Source organism: Bradyrhizobium sp. B025 (assembly GCF_042257955.1).
Lineage (GTDB): Bacteria > Pseudomonadota > Alphaproteobacteria > Rhizobiales > Xanthobacteraceae > Bradyrhizobium > Bradyrhizobium diazoefficiens.
This window is the reverse complement of record NZ_CP170150.1, coordinates 7,499,487-7,512,747: the sequence shown is the minus strand read 5'-3', so window position 1 is coordinate 7,512,747 and position 13,261 is coordinate 7,499,487. Positions and strand designations below refer to the sequence as shown.

Below are 13,261 nucleotides of genomic sequence, written 5' to 3'. Positions count from 1 at the left end.
CCCCCGATTGTAGATGTCGCTCGAATATCGCAATCGTTGTGTTATCGTCGTCTCCGTTTCACGGAGGCGACATGGAAGATCGTTCGGCAAAATATCGCGCATTCTATGCGCAGTTGATCTGCGCCGCGGCGAGAACCGCGGATCCCCGTATCGAGGAGGCCTTTCGGACCGTCAGGCGCGAGCCTTTCGTCGGGCCCGGGCCGTGGTCGATCTGTCTCGGCGGTCATCCCTATGTCGTGACGCCCGATGATGATCCCGCGTTCATCTATCAGAACACGCTGCTGGCGCTCGACAGCGCGCGTGGCCTCAATATCGGAATGCCCGGTGCGCACGCCCATTGGCTCAGCGGCTGCGCCGTGAAGGAAGGCGAGACTGTGATCCAGATCGGTGCGGGTAGCGGCTACTACACCGCGATCCTCGCGCATCTCGTCGGACCCGGCGGCCGCGTCCATGCCTACGAGATCGACCAGCGTCTGGCAGGACTGGCGCGCGAAAATCTCAGGGATATCGCCCATGCGGATGTGCACGACCGTTCGGGCATCGCGTCCGATCTGCCGGCTGCGGATGTGATCTATGTCTGCGCCGGCGCGGCGCAGCCGGCCACGGAGTGGCTCGAGGCGCTACGGCCCGGCGGGCGGCTGGTGTTTCCGTTGGCGCCGGAAGGCATGCACGGCGGTATGTTAATGATCACGCGTCCTGACGACGACGCGATCTGGCCGGCGAAATTTCTCAGCCGGGCCCAATTCATAGGCTGCGCAGGATTGCAGGATGCGGAGGCCGGCCGGCGCCTGGCCGAGGCGTTCGCGAGAGGATGGGAGAGCGTGCAGTCGTTGCGGAGGAAAGGCGCTCCCGACCAGACGTGCTGGTTCGCCGGTGAGGGTTGGTGGCTGTCGACGGCGCCGGCGCCCATCTCGACGGAGTCAGTTCAGCCTCACGCCGACATCACGCAGGCCTAGGGGGATTGCCGTCTCACGATCCCGTGCAACCTGCACAGTGAAGCCGGCCGCGCGAGGCGCGGAACAGGCTGCGGCAATACCAACGCCGCGCAAGCGCCTGGGCGGGCCTGCGGATCATCTGCGCAATCAACAAGAGTTCGAAAGCCATTCGTATCGCTTCTGGTCAAATATCCCTGAATACGTAGATGGGGCGGCATTCCCGAAAGAGAATGCCGCCCGTGTCGCATCAGCCATGCGGTCGATCGTCAAGCCTAACCGCGCAGCTTAACCGTGGAGCTCAGCCGTGCCGCTCAGCCATGGAGTTTCCTGGCGGTCTCCGCGATCTGGCGGCCCTGATAGCGCGCGCCGGCGAGCTCGTTGGCGCTGGGCTGGCGGCTGCCGTCACCGCCGGTGATCGTGGTGGCGCCGTAGGGCGCGCCGCCGGTGACCTCGTCGAGCTTCATCTGGCCGGCGAAGCCGTAGTTCATGCCGACCACGACCATGCCGAAATGCAGGAGGTTGGTGATGATCGAGAACAGCGTCGTCTCCTGGCCGCCATGCTGGGTCGCGCTGGACGTGAAGGCGCCGCCGACCTTGCCGTGCAGCGCGCCCTTGGCCCAGAGCCCGCCGGCCTGGTCGAGGAAGTTCGCCATCTGCGAGGCCATCCGGCCGAAGCGCGTGCCGGTACCGACGATGATCGCGTCGTAATTGGTGAGGTCCTCGATCTTGGCGATCGGAGCGGCCTGGTCGACCTTGTAGTACGAGGCCTTGGCGACCTCGGCCGGAACCAGCTCGGGCACGCGCTTGATGTCGACGGTGACGCCGGCCTCGCGCGCGCCTTCGGCAACGGCGTTGGCCATCGCTTCGATGTGGCCATAGGCGGAATAATAGAGGACGAGAACTTTGGTCATGGTGGTCTCCGTTGGGTGATCAGTGAGTGTTCGTGATTGCTCCGTCGTTCCGGGGCGATGCAAAGCATCGAACCCGGAACCTCGAGATTCCGGGTCTGGCGCTTCGCGCCATCCCGGAATGACGGAAGATGATGTAGCTCGCCGCCGCTAAGCCGCGTCGACGAGCACGAGCTCGGAGTCTTCGAGCGCCGTGATCTTCAACCTGCTCTCGTCGCGGATCGCGGCGCCGTCGCGGGCGTTGACGCGCACGCCGTTGATCTCGACCGAGCCTGCCGCGGGCACGAGGTAGAGATGCCGCGACTTCTGCGGCTCGTACTCCGCGCTTTCGCCGGCCTTCAACGTGGTGGCGAGCACCCGCGCATCGGCGCGGATCGGCAGTGCGTCCGTGTCGTCCTTGAAGCCGCTCGCGATGGTGACGAGCTTGCCGGAGCGGTCCCCTTTCGGGAACGGCTTCGAGCCCCAGGTCGGCTGGCCGCCGCGCGCCACAGGCTCGATCCAGATCTGGAAGATCCGGGTCTTGCTCGGCTCGAGATTGTACTCGGAGTGACGGATGCCGCTGCCGGCGCTCATCACCTGCACGTCGCCCGCCTCGGTGCGTCCCTCGTTGCCGAGGTTGTCCTGGTGGGTGATCGCGCCCTCGCGCACATAGGTGATGATTTCCATGTTGGCATGGGGATGGGCGGGAAAGCCCGTGTTTGGCGCGATCTCGTCGTCGTTCCACACCCGCAAGGAGCCGTGACCCATGTTGTTCGGGTCGTAGTGGCTGGCGAAGGAGAAGTGATGCTTGGCCTTGAGCCAGCCGTGGTCGGCGCCGCCGAGCTTTGCGAAAGGTCTGAGTTCGATCATGGATGTGGGTTCCTGACTGGAGGGGAGGGGTTTGGCGTTACGCGCCAAACCCGCCGTCGACATTGAGCACGGTGCCGGTGACGAAGGAGGCCTCCGGGCTTGCGAGGAAGACAACGCCGGCGGCGACTTCCTCGGGGCGGCCGAAGCGTTGGAGCGCGTGCTGCTTGCGCTGGGCTTCCGCGAAGTCGCGGTCGTCGTCCGGGTTCATGTCGGTGTTGATCGAGCCGGGCTGCACGACGTTGACGGTGATGCCGCGCGGGCCGAGGTCGCGCGCCGCGCCCTTGGTGTACCCGACCACGGCCGCCTTGGTGGCGACGTAGTCGGCAAGGCCGGGGAACGAGGCGCGGTCGGCCAGCATCGAGCCGACCGTGACGATGCGGCCGCCTTCGCCCATCAGCTGCGAGGCGGCGCGGATCGCCGCGATCACGCCATGCACGTTGACCTGGTCCTGGCGTTCCAGCGCGTCGGTGTCGGCCTTGGCATCATCGGTCGCGCCGCCCGCGGCGACGCCGGCATTGTTGACGAGGATATCGAGATGGCCGAACTCCTTGGCGACGTCGTTGACGAGCTTGGTGACGTCCTTGGCCGAGGCCTGGTCGGCTTTGAAAGCGCGAGCCTTGACGCCCCTGGCCTTCAACTCCGTGACGACCGCTTCGGCCTTGTCGGGCGAGGCGACGTAGCTGATGGCGACATCCGCGCCTTCATCGGCGAGCGCGCGGGCTGAGGCTGCGCCGATGCCGCGCGAACCGCCGGTGACGAGGGCAACCTTGCCTGAGAGCTTCTTGGTCATTGGATTTCTCCATTCCTGAATTTCTGATGACGCTTGGATAAGCCTCCGCCTGTGGTATAGAAATAGAAACTGTTGAAACGCATTGTTTCCTGAATTACTCCTTACGGACCCGCTCCCATGGCAAAACTCCCCGATTTCGAGGCGCTCGCGATTTTCGCAAAAGTCGTGGAATTACGGTCGTTTGCGGGGGCCGCGAGCGAGCTCGCGATGTCCAAGGCGACGGTGTCGAAGGCCGTCACCCGGCTGGAGGAGCGGCTCGGCGCCCGGCTGTTCAACCGCACCTCGCGCCGCCTCGCGCTGACCGATGCCGGGCACAAGCTCGCCGAACGGGCGACGCGCCTGCTCGTCGATGGTGAGGCGGCGGAGAACGAGGCGCTGGCGCAATCGGTGGCGCCGCGCGGCCTCGTGCGGCTCGCCGTGCCCATGACGTTCGGGATCAAGGCGGTGGCGCCGCTGCTGCCGGAGTTCTTCGAGACCTATCCGGAAGTCTCGGTCGATCTGCATCTGAGCGATGCGACCATCGACCTGATCGGCGAGGGTTTTGACATGGCGGTGCGGATCGCGCGGCTGCCGGATTCCTCGCTGATCGCGCGGCGGCTGTTCACCATGCCGCGCTTCACGGTGGCGGCGCCGTCCTACCTCAAGCGTCACGGCCGCCCGACGCATCCGATGCATCTGGCCGAGCACAAATGCTTCAGCTACGCCTATCTCTCAACGCCCAATGTCTGGCACTACACCAATTCCGCCGGCGAGCAGGCAAGCGTGCGTCCGGGCGGTCAACTCCGCGTCAACAACGGTGAGGCGGTGATGCCGGCGCTGATCGCCGGCCTCGGCATCGCCGAGCTTCCCGAATTCATCGTCGGCGAGGCCATCTCCTCCGGCGAGGTCGAGGTGATCCTGAAGGACTGGAAGCAGGCCGAAGGCGCCGTGCACCTGGTGACGCCGCCCGGCGGCCCGCGCCCCGCACGCGTCGAAGCGCTCGCCGATTTTCTCGCGGCAAAGCTGCCGGGCACGTGCAAGCGGCGGACGCGCGCGAAGGCGAAGACGGTCTGACTACGACACCTTCACGCCGTTGATCGCGACGATGCGCAGGCTCGGCTTCAGCGTCCCCTCCAGTTCCGATTTCAATTCGTGGACGCGCGGGTCCGTCGAGCGTGCCGCGCAGACCGCGTATTGGTGGACCGATTGCGCCAATGCGCGCCGCGCTTCCGGGGTTCGCGTCACCTCGGGCTTTGACAGCCGCAGCACGATCGCCGCGAGATTGACCAGCATCTCGTCCAACGCGACGTCAATGGTTTGAAGATTGCGCATCACTCACTCCCTGGGAGGGCAACAGCCGGTCCGGGGATGCGTTCCGGGCCGGACCGAACATGGTTAGCACTTCGTAAACGTCTTGTTCTTGCCGATCGCCGCGCTAGGCTGGCCGCGAAACAAAGAAAATCAGGGGGAGGGACCACCATGGATCGACGCGATCTCTTGCGCGCGGTTGCGGCATTGCCGTTGTTGCGGGCTGCGTTACCGGACCAGGCGCTCGCGCAGGGCTATCCCGCCCGCAACATCACCATGATCGTACCGTTTCCGGCCGGCGGCCAGGCGGATCTCGCCGCGCGCCCCGTGGCCATGGCGCTGGAGCGGATCCTCGGCAAGCCCGTGATCGTCGACAACCGGGCCGGCGGCGGCGGCGGATCGGTCGGCAATGCCGCGGCGGCGCGCGCCGAGCCGGATGGTTACACGCTGCTGATGACCCTTTCGTCGCTCGCGGTGCTGCCGGAGGCCGACCGGCTGTTCGACCGTCCCGTCGCCTACGAAGTCTCGCAGTTCATGCCGATCGCGCGCGTGCTCGCCGATCCCACGCTGCTCGCGGTGCCGGTCTCGGCGCCATGGAAGACCGCGCAGGATTTCATCGAGGACGCGAAGAAGCGGCCGGGCCAGATCACTTATGGCTCGTCCGGGCCGTACGGCACGCTGCATGTGGCGATGGAGATGTTTGCGAACAGCGCCGGCATCAAATTGCTGCATGTGCCGTTCCGCGGCGCCGGTCCCGCGCTCACCGCGTTGCTCAGCGGCACCGTGCAGGCAATCGCGGCCGCGCCCGGCACGCTGAAGCCGCAGGTCGACGACGGCAAGCTGCGCGTGCTCGGCAATTGCGGTGCGCGACGCATCGCGAGCTTCCCCGACGTGCCGACCTTCCAGGAGCTCGGCTACAAGGATGTCGAGATGTACATATGGGCCGGGCTCTTTGCACAGAGCTCTCTTCCCGCGCCGATCGCGACCCGGCTGCGCGAGGCCATGGCGCAGGTGATGGCGAGTCCGGAGGTCCTCAAGTCCTTCGAGGCCTCCGGCAGTCTCGTCGCCTATCAGGACGCGCCGGAGTTCTCGCGTTTCGTCGCCGACGACAGTGCGCGCCTGATCACGGCGGTGAAGAAGATCGGCCGGGTGGAGTAGGTTCCGGCCCGACCTTCACATTTTTTTGTTCGTCCAGAACCTGCCCGCGTCTCATTGATTGATGAGAATTCGAGAAACTCTGGAAGGAATCGAGACATGCGAACAGAGCGGATTGCGCTGGGTGTGGCGCTCGCGATTGGCGGCATCGTCGCGCAAGGCGCAGCATTCGCCGAAGAATATCGCGGAACCATGGAACAGCAGATGGCCTGCACACCGGATGTGTGGCGCCTGTGCAGCGACCAGATTCCGGACGTGAGCCGCATCACGGCTTGCTTGCAGCAGAACACGCCCCAGCTCTCCAGCGCCTGCCGTGCGGTGTTCCAATCCAACAATCAGATGCAGCCGCAGCAGCCGGTCCCGCGAGGGCGGGCGGTGCCGCCACCGCGCTACAATGCTGCGCCGCCGCCCCCGCAGCCGCGGCCTTACGATGAGGACGATTAACGTCTCTTAAGGCCTGATTTCGCAGACATCGATCCATTCGGCCGCGGTCAGCTCGGCCATCCGCTCGGGCGTGATGCGCACCGCGCTGTGAGTCGAGCCTGCGGCCGGCACCACCACGTCGAACGCCTTCAGCGATACGTCGCAATAGACCGGCAGCGGCGCCTTCAGTCCGAACGGACAGACGCCGCCGACCTCGTGGCCGGTGATCTCGGCGACCTCTTCCAGCCCCAGCATCTTCGGCTTGCCGCCGAACTGCGTCTTCACCTTCTTGTTGTCCATGCGCGAGGTGCCGGCGGCGACGATCAGGATGACGCGCTCGCCGATCCGCAACGACAGCGTCTTGGCGATTCGCCCCGGCTCGACACCATAGGCCTCGGCCGCCAGCGCCACGGTCGCGGAGCTGATCGGAGATTCAATGACGGAGATGTCGGGGGCTTTCTCGGCGAAGAAGGCGCGAACGGATTCCAGGCTCATTCCAGTCTCACGGGCGGGCGGCGTACCTACCTCAGATGATACTTGGCAGCTCGGAGAGCGAGCGGACGCGGTGGTCCGGCGCAAAGCCAAGCTCGTCCATCTGGGTGCGGATCGCCTTGAACATCGTCAGCGGTGCCACGAGTTCGTTCTCGACGCAAGCCAGCGCCATGGCTTCCGGCGTCACCCGTTCGATCCAGGCGACGTTCAGCCCGAACGATTTCGCGCCGGCCACGTCCCAGGGATTGGAGGACACGAACAGAACCTCGTCCGGCGCGGTGCCGAGCACCTCGCCGATCAGCTCATAGGCCGCCGGGCTCGGCTTGAAGACCTTCTTGGCATCGACACTGATGGTGGCATCGAGCAGGCGGTCAAGCTTGGTGTTGCGCACGAGCCCGTTCAGCATGTCCGGACTGCCGTTGGAGAGGATGGCGAGTTGTCGGGGCTTCAAGGCCGCAAGCGCGCTTGTTGCATCCGGATAGAGATCGAGATGCAGATACTTTTCGATCACGCGCTCGAATTCCTCGCGCTCATAAGCGAGCCCAAGGATGCGCAGCGTATAGGCGAGTGAGTCGCGCGTGACCGCGTCAAAGTCCTGGTAGCGCTGCATCAGAGAGCGCAACCACGTGTATTCGAGCTGCTTGATGCGCCAGACCTGCGTGATGATCTCGCCGTAGCCCGGAAACGCATCCTCGGTGATGTCAGCGACCGACTGGATGTCGTAGAGCGTTCCGTAGGCGTCGAAGACGACGGCTTTGAGGCTCATTGGCTCGCTCCTTTGGGATCTTTGCGGGAGGCGCACGGACAATACCGAAACGGCCCGGTGCGCGACAAGGTCGGAACCTTCTTCAAGAAATCGTCACCCCGGCGGCGTCGCGCAGCAGATTGACACTGCCGCCGGCAGGCGCTTAATTCGAGGCACGGGGATCTGCGATCTCCCCGCGAGGCGACATGCCCAAGTATCGCGTCCTGGTCACCAAGGACGCTGCATGTCTGCTTTCATCTCGATCTCATCACAGAAATTGTCCCGTCAATTGGTGCCGCCAGCGCGCCGGTCTCGTCGATGTCCGTATCGACGAGGACCGCGCGGTCTATTTGCGCACGCGACAAGACGGCGAGCACCAAGAGCTAGCGAGTACGCGGGGGACGTTGGGGACGACGATCAAGTGGAGGACTTCATGACCACGAATACCGACCGCCGAGACTTCATCAGGGGCGTGGGGGCCGCCGCGGCGTCGACCGCACTACTCGCGGGGACGCAAGCCCTTGCGCAAGCCAATCAGCCAACAGGAGCCAAGCCAATGACATACCAGCCCAAGCCGATGCCGTTCGATCCGAAATCCATTGCCGGCATCTCGGAGAAGGTGCTCGTCAGTCACTACGAGAACAACTATGTCGGCGCCGTAAAGCGACTGAACGCGATCGGAACGCAACTCGCCGAGCTCGACTTCGCGAAAGCTCCGAACTTCGTCATCAACGGCCTGAAGCGCGAGGAGCTCGTCGCGTCAAACTCGATGATCCTCCATGAAATCTATTTCGACGGGCTCGGCGGTGCCGGCAAGCCGAGCACAGCACTTGCCGAGGCGATCGCGCGCGATTTCGGCAGCATGGAGCGGTGGCGCGCGGAGTTCTCCGCCATGGGCAAGGCCGAAGGCGGCGGCTCCGGCTGGGTGATTCTTTCCTACTCACCGCGCGACAAGCGGCTGGTCAATCAGTGGGCCGCCGACCACACGACGACGCTGGCCGGCGGACGCCCCGTGCTGGTGCTCGACATGTATGAGCACGCCTATCACATGGATTACGGCGCCGCGGCCGCGAAGTATGTCGACATCTACATGGAAGCGATCAAATGGGACAACGCTGCGACACTCTACGATCAATACAGGCGGGAAGCTTAGACGTCGTGCGAAGAATGAGCGTAGCGCTCCTGGGGGCGGCGTTGTTCCTATTGTCGGTGGAAGGAAACGCGATGGCAGACACTGTAAATTTTGACAACGCAGCAACCGGCGCAGCGCCCGAAGGCTGGACTCTGACGAAGACGGGTCGTGGCCAGCCCAAATGGACGGTCGAGGCGGAGTCGACGGCGCCAAGCAAGCCGAACGTCCTGAAACAATCCGGTCAGGCGACGTTTCCAGTGGCGCTCAGGAACGGCACCAGCATCCTGGACGGGTTCGTCGGGGTCAAGTTCAAGGCGATCGCCGGCTCCGAGGATCGTGCGGCCGGTATTGTCTGGCGCGCAAAGGATGCCGACAATTATTATGTCGTGCGGGCCAACGCGCTTGAAGACAATGTCGTGCTCTACAAGACGATCAAGGGTGTTCGCAGCGCGCTCGATATCGTCGGCCGGAAAGGCGGCTATGGCGTCAAGGTATCGGTGCCATCAGGTCAATGGCATTCCCTACGCTGCGAATTCGCGGGAAAGCTATTCAAGGTGACGTATGACGGCAAGCCGATGTTCGAGGTCGAGGACGAATCGATCAGGGACGCCGGCATGATCGGCTTGTGGACCAAGGCCGACAGTGTCACCGTATTCGACGACCTGACATACGGTGCGCTGAACTAGTCACGTGAATCTAAAGTTCGCCACATAAAGTCTGCTGGGCTTTGTGGCAGAAGCGTTTGACGGAAGCCAAGATCTGGTCTGCGGACTTGGTCCATTTGAAGGGCTTCGGGTTATTGTTGTGCAGTTCGATGAAGGTACGGATGTCGGCCTCGAGTTGCCTGACGGAGGTGTGAACACCTCGCTGGATTTGCTTTCTGGTGAGCTCAGCGAACCAGCGCTCGATCTGATTGATCCATGACGCGGAAGTCGGCGTGAAGTGGACATGATAGTGCGGCCGGCGAGCGAGCCACGCTTTGATCTTGGGTGTCTTGTGGGTGGCGTAGTTGTCCATGATGATATGGACAGCGAGCCCCTCAGGGATTTGAGCGTCGATCTCTTTGAGGAACTTCAAGAACTCGACCGCCCGATGGCGCTTGTAGCATTTGCCAATGACAAAGCCGGAAGCGACATCGAGCGCGGCAAACAGCGTGGTCGTACCATGCCGCACATAGCTGTGGGTGCGACGTTCCGGCACGCCCGGCATCATCGGCAGGACCGGCTGCTCGCGATCCAGGGCCTGGATCTGGCTCTTCTCGTCGATGCTGAGGACAAGGGCTCGGTTCGGTGGGGACAGGTAAAGCCCGACAATATCGCGCACCTTATCGACGAATAGGGGATCGCTCGACAGCTTGAATGTCTGGCTGCGGTGCGGCTGCAAGCCGAACGCCGTCCACATTCGGCGGATCGTGGTGTGAGAAAAGCCAGTTTCGGCGGCCATCGAGCGGATCGACCAGTGCGTCGCGTCGCGCGGCGTCGTACGCAATGTCCGCTCGATTACCTCAGCAACCTGATCGTCGTTGATGGTTCGAGGACGGCCAGGGCGGGCTTCGTCAAGCAGGCCATCACAGCGGTCCTTCAAAAATCGGCGGCGCCACTTGCCAACCGTGTGTTCGTGGAGGCCGAGTTCGGCAGCTACCGACTTGCTTGGCAAGCCATCCGCACACCGCAGGATCGCGCGGCAGCGCTCAGATAGCGATCGGGCAACGCGATGACGACGAACCTGCCTCTCCAAGTACGCCCGCTCCTGCGGGCTAAGAACCAGCGGCGCGATCGGCCGGCCTCGCTCACCTGCATTCGCCACGAGCTCTCTCCTCTGTAGAGATTCGAGCTATCAACTAATGTGACGAACTTGCGTTCCAGATGACTAGCGCGCGTACTCATTAATCGGGACGCCGTTAGACGTCCGCTATGCCCCCGATAGCGGCGCGAAAGCGGACGTCGCGGGACTTCCGCGTTGGGCCAACAACGGACCTGCCTCTCCGACCCGTTTGGGATCATCCGAGGCGGGTGGTTTCGTGGACCGTTCAATCGCTCCTTACCGCTCAATCGCCATCCAGCGTCCGAGGGTTTTCATTTCAAGCGGAACCCAGCGCGATTTCGTCTCACTGGCGCGAGCGATTTCGAACCAGATGCGCGGCGTCTTCCGGGCGATAGAGATCGTGTTGGAAAGCTTCTGATGTGGCTTGACCGGCCGCGGACGCGGAATGGCTACGTCGCCGGCCAAAAAACCGCACGCCAAGAGCACGCGATCCGCTTCGGGTTTGTCGATTACAGCGGCTTGCAACTGATCCCTGAGATGATCGAATGTGATTGCGGTGAGGCGGATATCGGCGAAGACCGGGCTATGGCTCGAATAGTGCTGCAGTCCAAGCTCTCGGGCCTCGTTGAGCTCGCGGAGATCGAAGGCGCTGCCTTCCAACTCGGCATTCCCCCCACGTCGCTGGATTACGATATTGTCCAGGTCCCTCAATCTATACTCGTCTTCGTCAGCACAGAAATCAGCGGCCTGTGTGACGAAATCGAGCCGATTCTGCCAATGGGGCAACCAGAACTCTTCGACGAGCGGTCCACACCAGGCATCCTCCTTGATCGACGGTTCAAACAGCAGCGTCAACCGGCGTTCCTGCCGCCAATCAGCGTGCCATTGGTCTTCCGAAACGATTTCGACGTCTTTCATGCGGCGACCCCTGAGTTTTCTTATCGCATCCACACAGCCCAACGCGTTGCGGATGGTATCAGGCAACTCTCTGCCTACGAAAGAGCTTGCAACAAGTCGGCTCGTCGATTTGCCGGTAGAAAACAAGCGAGTCCGCTACGGGTCATTTGCGACCGACATGGGTTATCCGCTCCATGTCCGATCTATCCCCGATAGCGACCGAACGGCGGACGCGCCCAGACCATGCGGGTGGTAGCAGAGCAGCGCGAGATCGGCGAGCACGGCATCACTCTAGGGCGCGGGCTCTTAAGTCCGATCAGCCGGCGAAAGCATGCCACTCCCAGAGCCTTCACAAGCCTAAGCCGGAAGCCAGTCTTGATATGCGTCAATCTGTCGGAGCGCAAAGCGGCTAGTAGTAAAGCCTTTCTAGCCAGCGTCGGAGAGCGACATGGTAAAGTGTGGTTGGTTGATAATTGCCGGCCTTACCGCTGCTTTCGCTGCCGCGGCTCAGGCTGAAGACCTCGACATCGGCAAGTCAGAATTTCAGTCTTCGTGCGCGAGTTGTCATGGCGCGGATGCAAAGGGCAAAGGACCGGTCAGCGACCAGCTCAAGATCCCGCCTCCCGATTTGACGGTGTTGGCCAAAAACAACAACGGGGTCTTTCCCACGAACGCTGTCTATGAAACCATAGATGGATCGAAAACAATTCCTGCTCACGGCACTCGTGAGATGCCAATTTGGGGAGAACGATTCAACCCCATTGTCAACTTGCCTCACTATGTTGATCCGTCTTATTGGAAGATGGCCGGGCCGGAGCAAAGCCCCGAAGTCGTCGTGCGAAAACGCATCCTCGCTGTTGTCGATTATCTCAGCCGCGTTCAGCAAAAGTAGCAACCGACGAGCATAAGATTACTTGCCCATCCCGCTTAGCGCCCGCTAAAGCGGAAAAAGTTTGCTTGCGCCACAACCGACGAAGCAGCTGCACCACCAACCAGCCCGATGAACTCCCGCCGCCTCATATTGCCTCGTGATGCGCCCGGGAGTCTTACTGCCCTGTTTGCCAAACCGCGATGTCCGAAGCGGGTCGAGGCCGACATCTGCCCGGCCCGATGCCGTGCCTTCTGTGGGGTCAAAACGCGAAAAACTCAACGTGAGCAAGCTCAGTCCGCTATGCCCCATTGAACGGACCTCAATGAGGCGTGCTACCACTTCGCTGATGGGCCAGAAGCCGACCTCGCGATTGGCTTATGGGCCCGGCACCATCATGGTCGGCTCTTCCAGCAGGGAAAAGTCGTAGCCCTCGCAGCTAACATTCGGGTTGGTGGGCGCAAACATGCCGAGCGGGTTGTCCTTGAACAACCAGGCATGCAGATCATAATGCACAAACTCCTTTGGAATGAGCGGCCAGTGTCCTTCCATCGGGCCCATGAAGGGTTGGTCGAAGAGAGAGGGGCGCTGCTTGGTATCTGCCGTTAGAGGCACCAACCACTCAACAGCCACGAGCTTCAATTCCTTGCCCACAGGTTCGTAGATCAATACGTTGGGCTTCATCGGATCGGGAGCGCCCTGCACTGTGACATTGGCAAAGTGCACTCCCATAGCGCCTTTGGCATACTCCATGTGGTGCGGAACTTTCTCGCCAGAATAGTGCACGCAGCCCACCGTCGACAGGTAGAGGTCGCGCACGGCTACCTTGTAGTCCTGATATTTCTCCAGCGATTTGCGCAACGCGTCGAGCTGAGCCTTGTAAGGCTCTTCTGCTGCAATTGGTCTGAGGGCCGCACCGATAAAAGCAAGACCTAGCGCGGCGACGAAGGTACCACGGACATATTTGCGCATGTTCCCTCCTAGCTTTTCATCAAAGCAATGTCGGAATGAACTGG

The 13,261-nt window shown here is 62.5% G+C and carries 16 protein-coding genes; 7 read left to right on the top strand and 9 right to left on the bottom strand.

Going from position 1 to position 13,261, the window contains the following annotated elements; genetic code table 11:
• The first annotated feature begins 71 nt into the window (after positions 1-71).
• Positions 72-956, top strand: coding sequence for a protein-L-isoaspartate O-methyltransferase (locus tag ACE10W_RS35550; protein ID WP_304548573.1), 885 nt, complete (start codon positions 72-74; stop codon positions 954-956).
• A 290-nt stretch (positions 957-1,246) separates the two neighbouring features.
• On the opposite strand, the gene wrbA is transcribed toward ACE10W_RS35550, so the two are convergent.
• The 3 genes from wrbA to ACE10W_RS35535 all read right to left on the bottom strand — a co-directional run bounded on the left by wrbA (position 1,247) and on the right by ACE10W_RS35535 (position 3,482).
• Positions 1,247-1,846: an NAD(P)H:quinone oxidoreductase gene (gene wrbA, locus ACE10W_RS35545; protein ID WP_028173929.1), complete on the bottom strand. Its 600-nt coding sequence runs from the start codon at positions 1,844-1,846 to the stop codon at positions 1,247-1,249.
• Positions 1,847-1,993: 147 nt separating this feature from the next.
• Complete coding sequence (locus tag ACE10W_RS35540; RefSeq protein ID WP_028173930.1) at positions 1,994-2,692, bottom strand: pirin family protein; 699 nt, start codon at positions 2,690-2,692, stop codon at positions 1,994-1,996.
• A 37-nt stretch (positions 2,693-2,729) separates the two neighbouring features.
• Positions 2,730-3,482 (bottom strand): SDR family NAD(P)-dependent oxidoreductase, encoded by a 753-nt coding sequence (locus ACE10W_RS35535; RefSeq protein WP_011090295.1) that lies wholly within the window; start codon positions 3,480-3,482, stop codon positions 2,730-2,732.
• 117 nt (positions 3,483-3,599) lie between these two features.
• On the opposite strand from ACE10W_RS35535, the gene ACE10W_RS35530 reads away from it, so the two are divergent.
• Complete coding sequence (locus tag ACE10W_RS35530) at positions 3,600-4,535, top strand: LysR family transcriptional regulator (protein ID WP_028173931.1); 936 nt, start codon at positions 3,600-3,602, stop codon at positions 4,533-4,535.
• Here the strand turns inward: ACE10W_RS35530 and ACE10W_RS35525 are convergent, their stop codons facing one another.
• Positions 4,536-4,793: a hypothetical protein gene (locus ACE10W_RS35525; RefSeq protein WP_028173932.1), complete on the bottom strand. Its 258-nt coding sequence runs from the start codon at positions 4,791-4,793 to the stop codon at positions 4,536-4,538. It lies immediately after the preceding gene.
• 147 nt (positions 4,794-4,940) lie between these two features.
• On the opposite strand from ACE10W_RS35525, the gene ACE10W_RS35520 reads away from it, so the two are divergent.
• Together ACE10W_RS35520 and ACE10W_RS35515 are read left to right on the top strand one after the other, a co-directional pair.
• Positions 4,941-5,927, top strand: coding sequence for a tripartite tricarboxylate transporter substrate binding protein (locus tag ACE10W_RS35520; protein WP_011090292.1), 987 nt, complete (start codon positions 4,941-4,943; stop codon positions 5,925-5,927).
• Positions 5,928-6,023: 96 nt separating this feature from the next.
• A complete protein-coding gene (locus tag ACE10W_RS35515; protein WP_011090291.1) occupies positions 6,024-6,368 on the top strand; it encodes a hypothetical protein in 345 nt (114 codons plus the stop codon).
• Between the two features lie 6 nt (positions 6,369-6,374).
• On the opposite strand, the gene ACE10W_RS35510 is transcribed toward ACE10W_RS35515, so the two are convergent.
• Together ACE10W_RS35510 and ACE10W_RS35505 are read right to left on the bottom strand one after the other, a co-directional pair.
• A complete protein-coding gene (locus tag ACE10W_RS35510) occupies positions 6,375-6,842 on the bottom strand; it encodes a YbaK/EbsC family protein (RefSeq protein ID WP_011090290.1) in 468 nt (155 codons plus the stop codon).
• Positions 6,843-6,873: 31 nt separating this feature from the next.
• Positions 6,874-7,605 (bottom strand): haloacid dehalogenase type II, encoded by a 732-nt coding sequence (locus tag ACE10W_RS35505; protein ID WP_060909004.1) that lies wholly within the window; start codon positions 7,603-7,605, stop codon positions 6,874-6,876.
• A 535-nt stretch (positions 7,606-8,140) separates the two neighbouring features.
• Between ACE10W_RS35505 and ACE10W_RS35500 the strand changes: the two genes are divergently transcribed.
• Positions 8,141-8,737 carry a superoxide dismutase gene (locus tag ACE10W_RS35500; protein ID WP_028173935.1) on the top strand — a complete coding sequence of 199 codons (597 nt, stop codon included), beginning with the start codon at positions 8,141-8,143 and terminating at the stop codon, positions 8,735-8,737.
• Between the two features lie 71 nt (positions 8,738-8,808).
• Positions 8,809-9,402 carry a hypothetical protein gene (locus tag ACE10W_RS35495; protein ID WP_304548568.1) on the top strand — a complete coding sequence of 198 codons (594 nt, stop codon included), beginning with the start codon at positions 8,809-8,811 and terminating at the stop codon, positions 9,400-9,402.
• Positions 9,403-9,412: 10 nt separating this feature from the next.
• On the opposite strand, the gene ACE10W_RS35490 is transcribed toward ACE10W_RS35495, so the two are convergent.
• Positions 9,413-10,522, bottom strand: a complete 1,110-nt coding sequence (locus tag ACE10W_RS35490) for an IS630 family transposase (protein WP_304548173.1) — start codon at positions 10,520-10,522, stop codon at positions 9,413-9,415.
• Between the two features lie 234 nt (positions 10,523-10,756).
• On the bottom strand, positions 10,757-11,398 hold the full coding sequence (locus ACE10W_RS35485) for a hypothetical protein (RefSeq protein ID WP_304548566.1): 642 nt from the start codon (positions 11,396-11,398) through the stop codon (positions 10,757-10,759).
• A 427-nt stretch (positions 11,399-11,825) separates the two neighbouring features.
• Here ACE10W_RS35485 and ACE10W_RS35480 point away from each other — a divergent pair, with 427 nt between their 5' ends.
• Positions 11,826-12,269: a cytochrome c gene (locus ACE10W_RS35480; RefSeq protein WP_011090283.1), complete on the top strand. Its 444-nt coding sequence runs from the start codon at positions 11,826-11,828 to the stop codon at positions 12,267-12,269.
• A 354-nt stretch (positions 12,270-12,623) separates the two neighbouring features.
• Here the strand turns inward: ACE10W_RS35480 and ACE10W_RS35475 are convergent, their stop codons facing one another.
• Positions 12,624-13,217 (bottom strand): hypothetical protein, encoded by a 594-nt coding sequence (locus tag ACE10W_RS35475; protein WP_028174598.1) that lies wholly within the window; start codon positions 13,215-13,217, stop codon positions 12,624-12,626.
• Between the last annotated feature and the right edge of the window lie 44 nt (positions 13,218-13,261).

Coding starts and splice junctions, on each gene's coding strand:
- ACE10W_RS35550 (WP_304548573.1), top strand. CDS start 72: ATGGAAGATCGTTCGGCAAAATATCGCGCATTCTATGCGCAGTTGATC.
- wrbA (WP_028173929.1), bottom strand. CDS start 1,846: ATGACCAAAGTTCTCGTCCTCTATTATTCCGCCTATGGCCACATCGAA.
- ACE10W_RS35540 (WP_028173930.1), bottom strand. CDS start 2,692: ATGATCGAACTCAGACCTTTCGCAAAGCTCGGCGGCGCCGACCACGGC.
- ACE10W_RS35535 (WP_011090295.1), bottom strand. CDS start 3,482: ATGACCAAGAAGCTCTCAGGCAAGGTTGCCCTCGTCACCGGCGGTTCG.
- ACE10W_RS35530 (WP_028173931.1), top strand. CDS start 3,600: ATGGCAAAACTCCCCGATTTCGAGGCGCTCGCGATTTTCGCAAAAGTC.
- ACE10W_RS35525 (WP_028173932.1), bottom strand. CDS start 4,793: ATGCGCAATCTTCAAACCATTGACGTCGCGTTGGACGAGATGCTGGTC.
- ACE10W_RS35520 (WP_011090292.1), top strand. CDS start 4,941: ATGGATCGACGCGATCTCTTGCGCGCGGTTGCGGCATTGCCGTTGTTG.
- ACE10W_RS35515 (WP_011090291.1), top strand. CDS start 6,024: ATGCGAACAGAGCGGATTGCGCTGGGTGTGGCGCTCGCGATTGGCGGC.
- ACE10W_RS35510 (WP_011090290.1), bottom strand. CDS start 6,842: ATGAGCCTGGAATCCGTTCGCGCCTTCTTCGCCGAGAAAGCCCCCGAC.
- ACE10W_RS35505 (WP_060909004.1), bottom strand. CDS start 7,605: ATGAGCCTCAAAGCCGTCGTCTTCGACGCCTACGGAACGCTCTACGAC.
- ACE10W_RS35500 (WP_028173935.1), top strand. CDS start 8,141: ATGACATACCAGCCCAAGCCGATGCCGTTCGATCCGAAATCCATTGCC.
- ACE10W_RS35495 (WP_304548568.1), top strand. CDS start 8,809: ATGGCAGACACTGTAAATTTTGACAACGCAGCAACCGGCGCAGCGCCC.
- ACE10W_RS35485 (WP_304548566.1), bottom strand. CDS start 11,398: ATGAAAGACGTCGAAATCGTTTCGGAAGACCAATGGCACGCTGATTGG.
- ACE10W_RS35480 (WP_011090283.1), top strand. CDS start 11,826: ATGGTAAAGTGTGGTTGGTTGATAATTGCCGGCCTTACCGCTGCTTTC.
- ACE10W_RS35475 (WP_028174598.1), bottom strand. CDS start 13,217: ATGCGCAAATATGTCCGTGGTACCTTCGTCGCCGCGCTAGGTCTTGCT.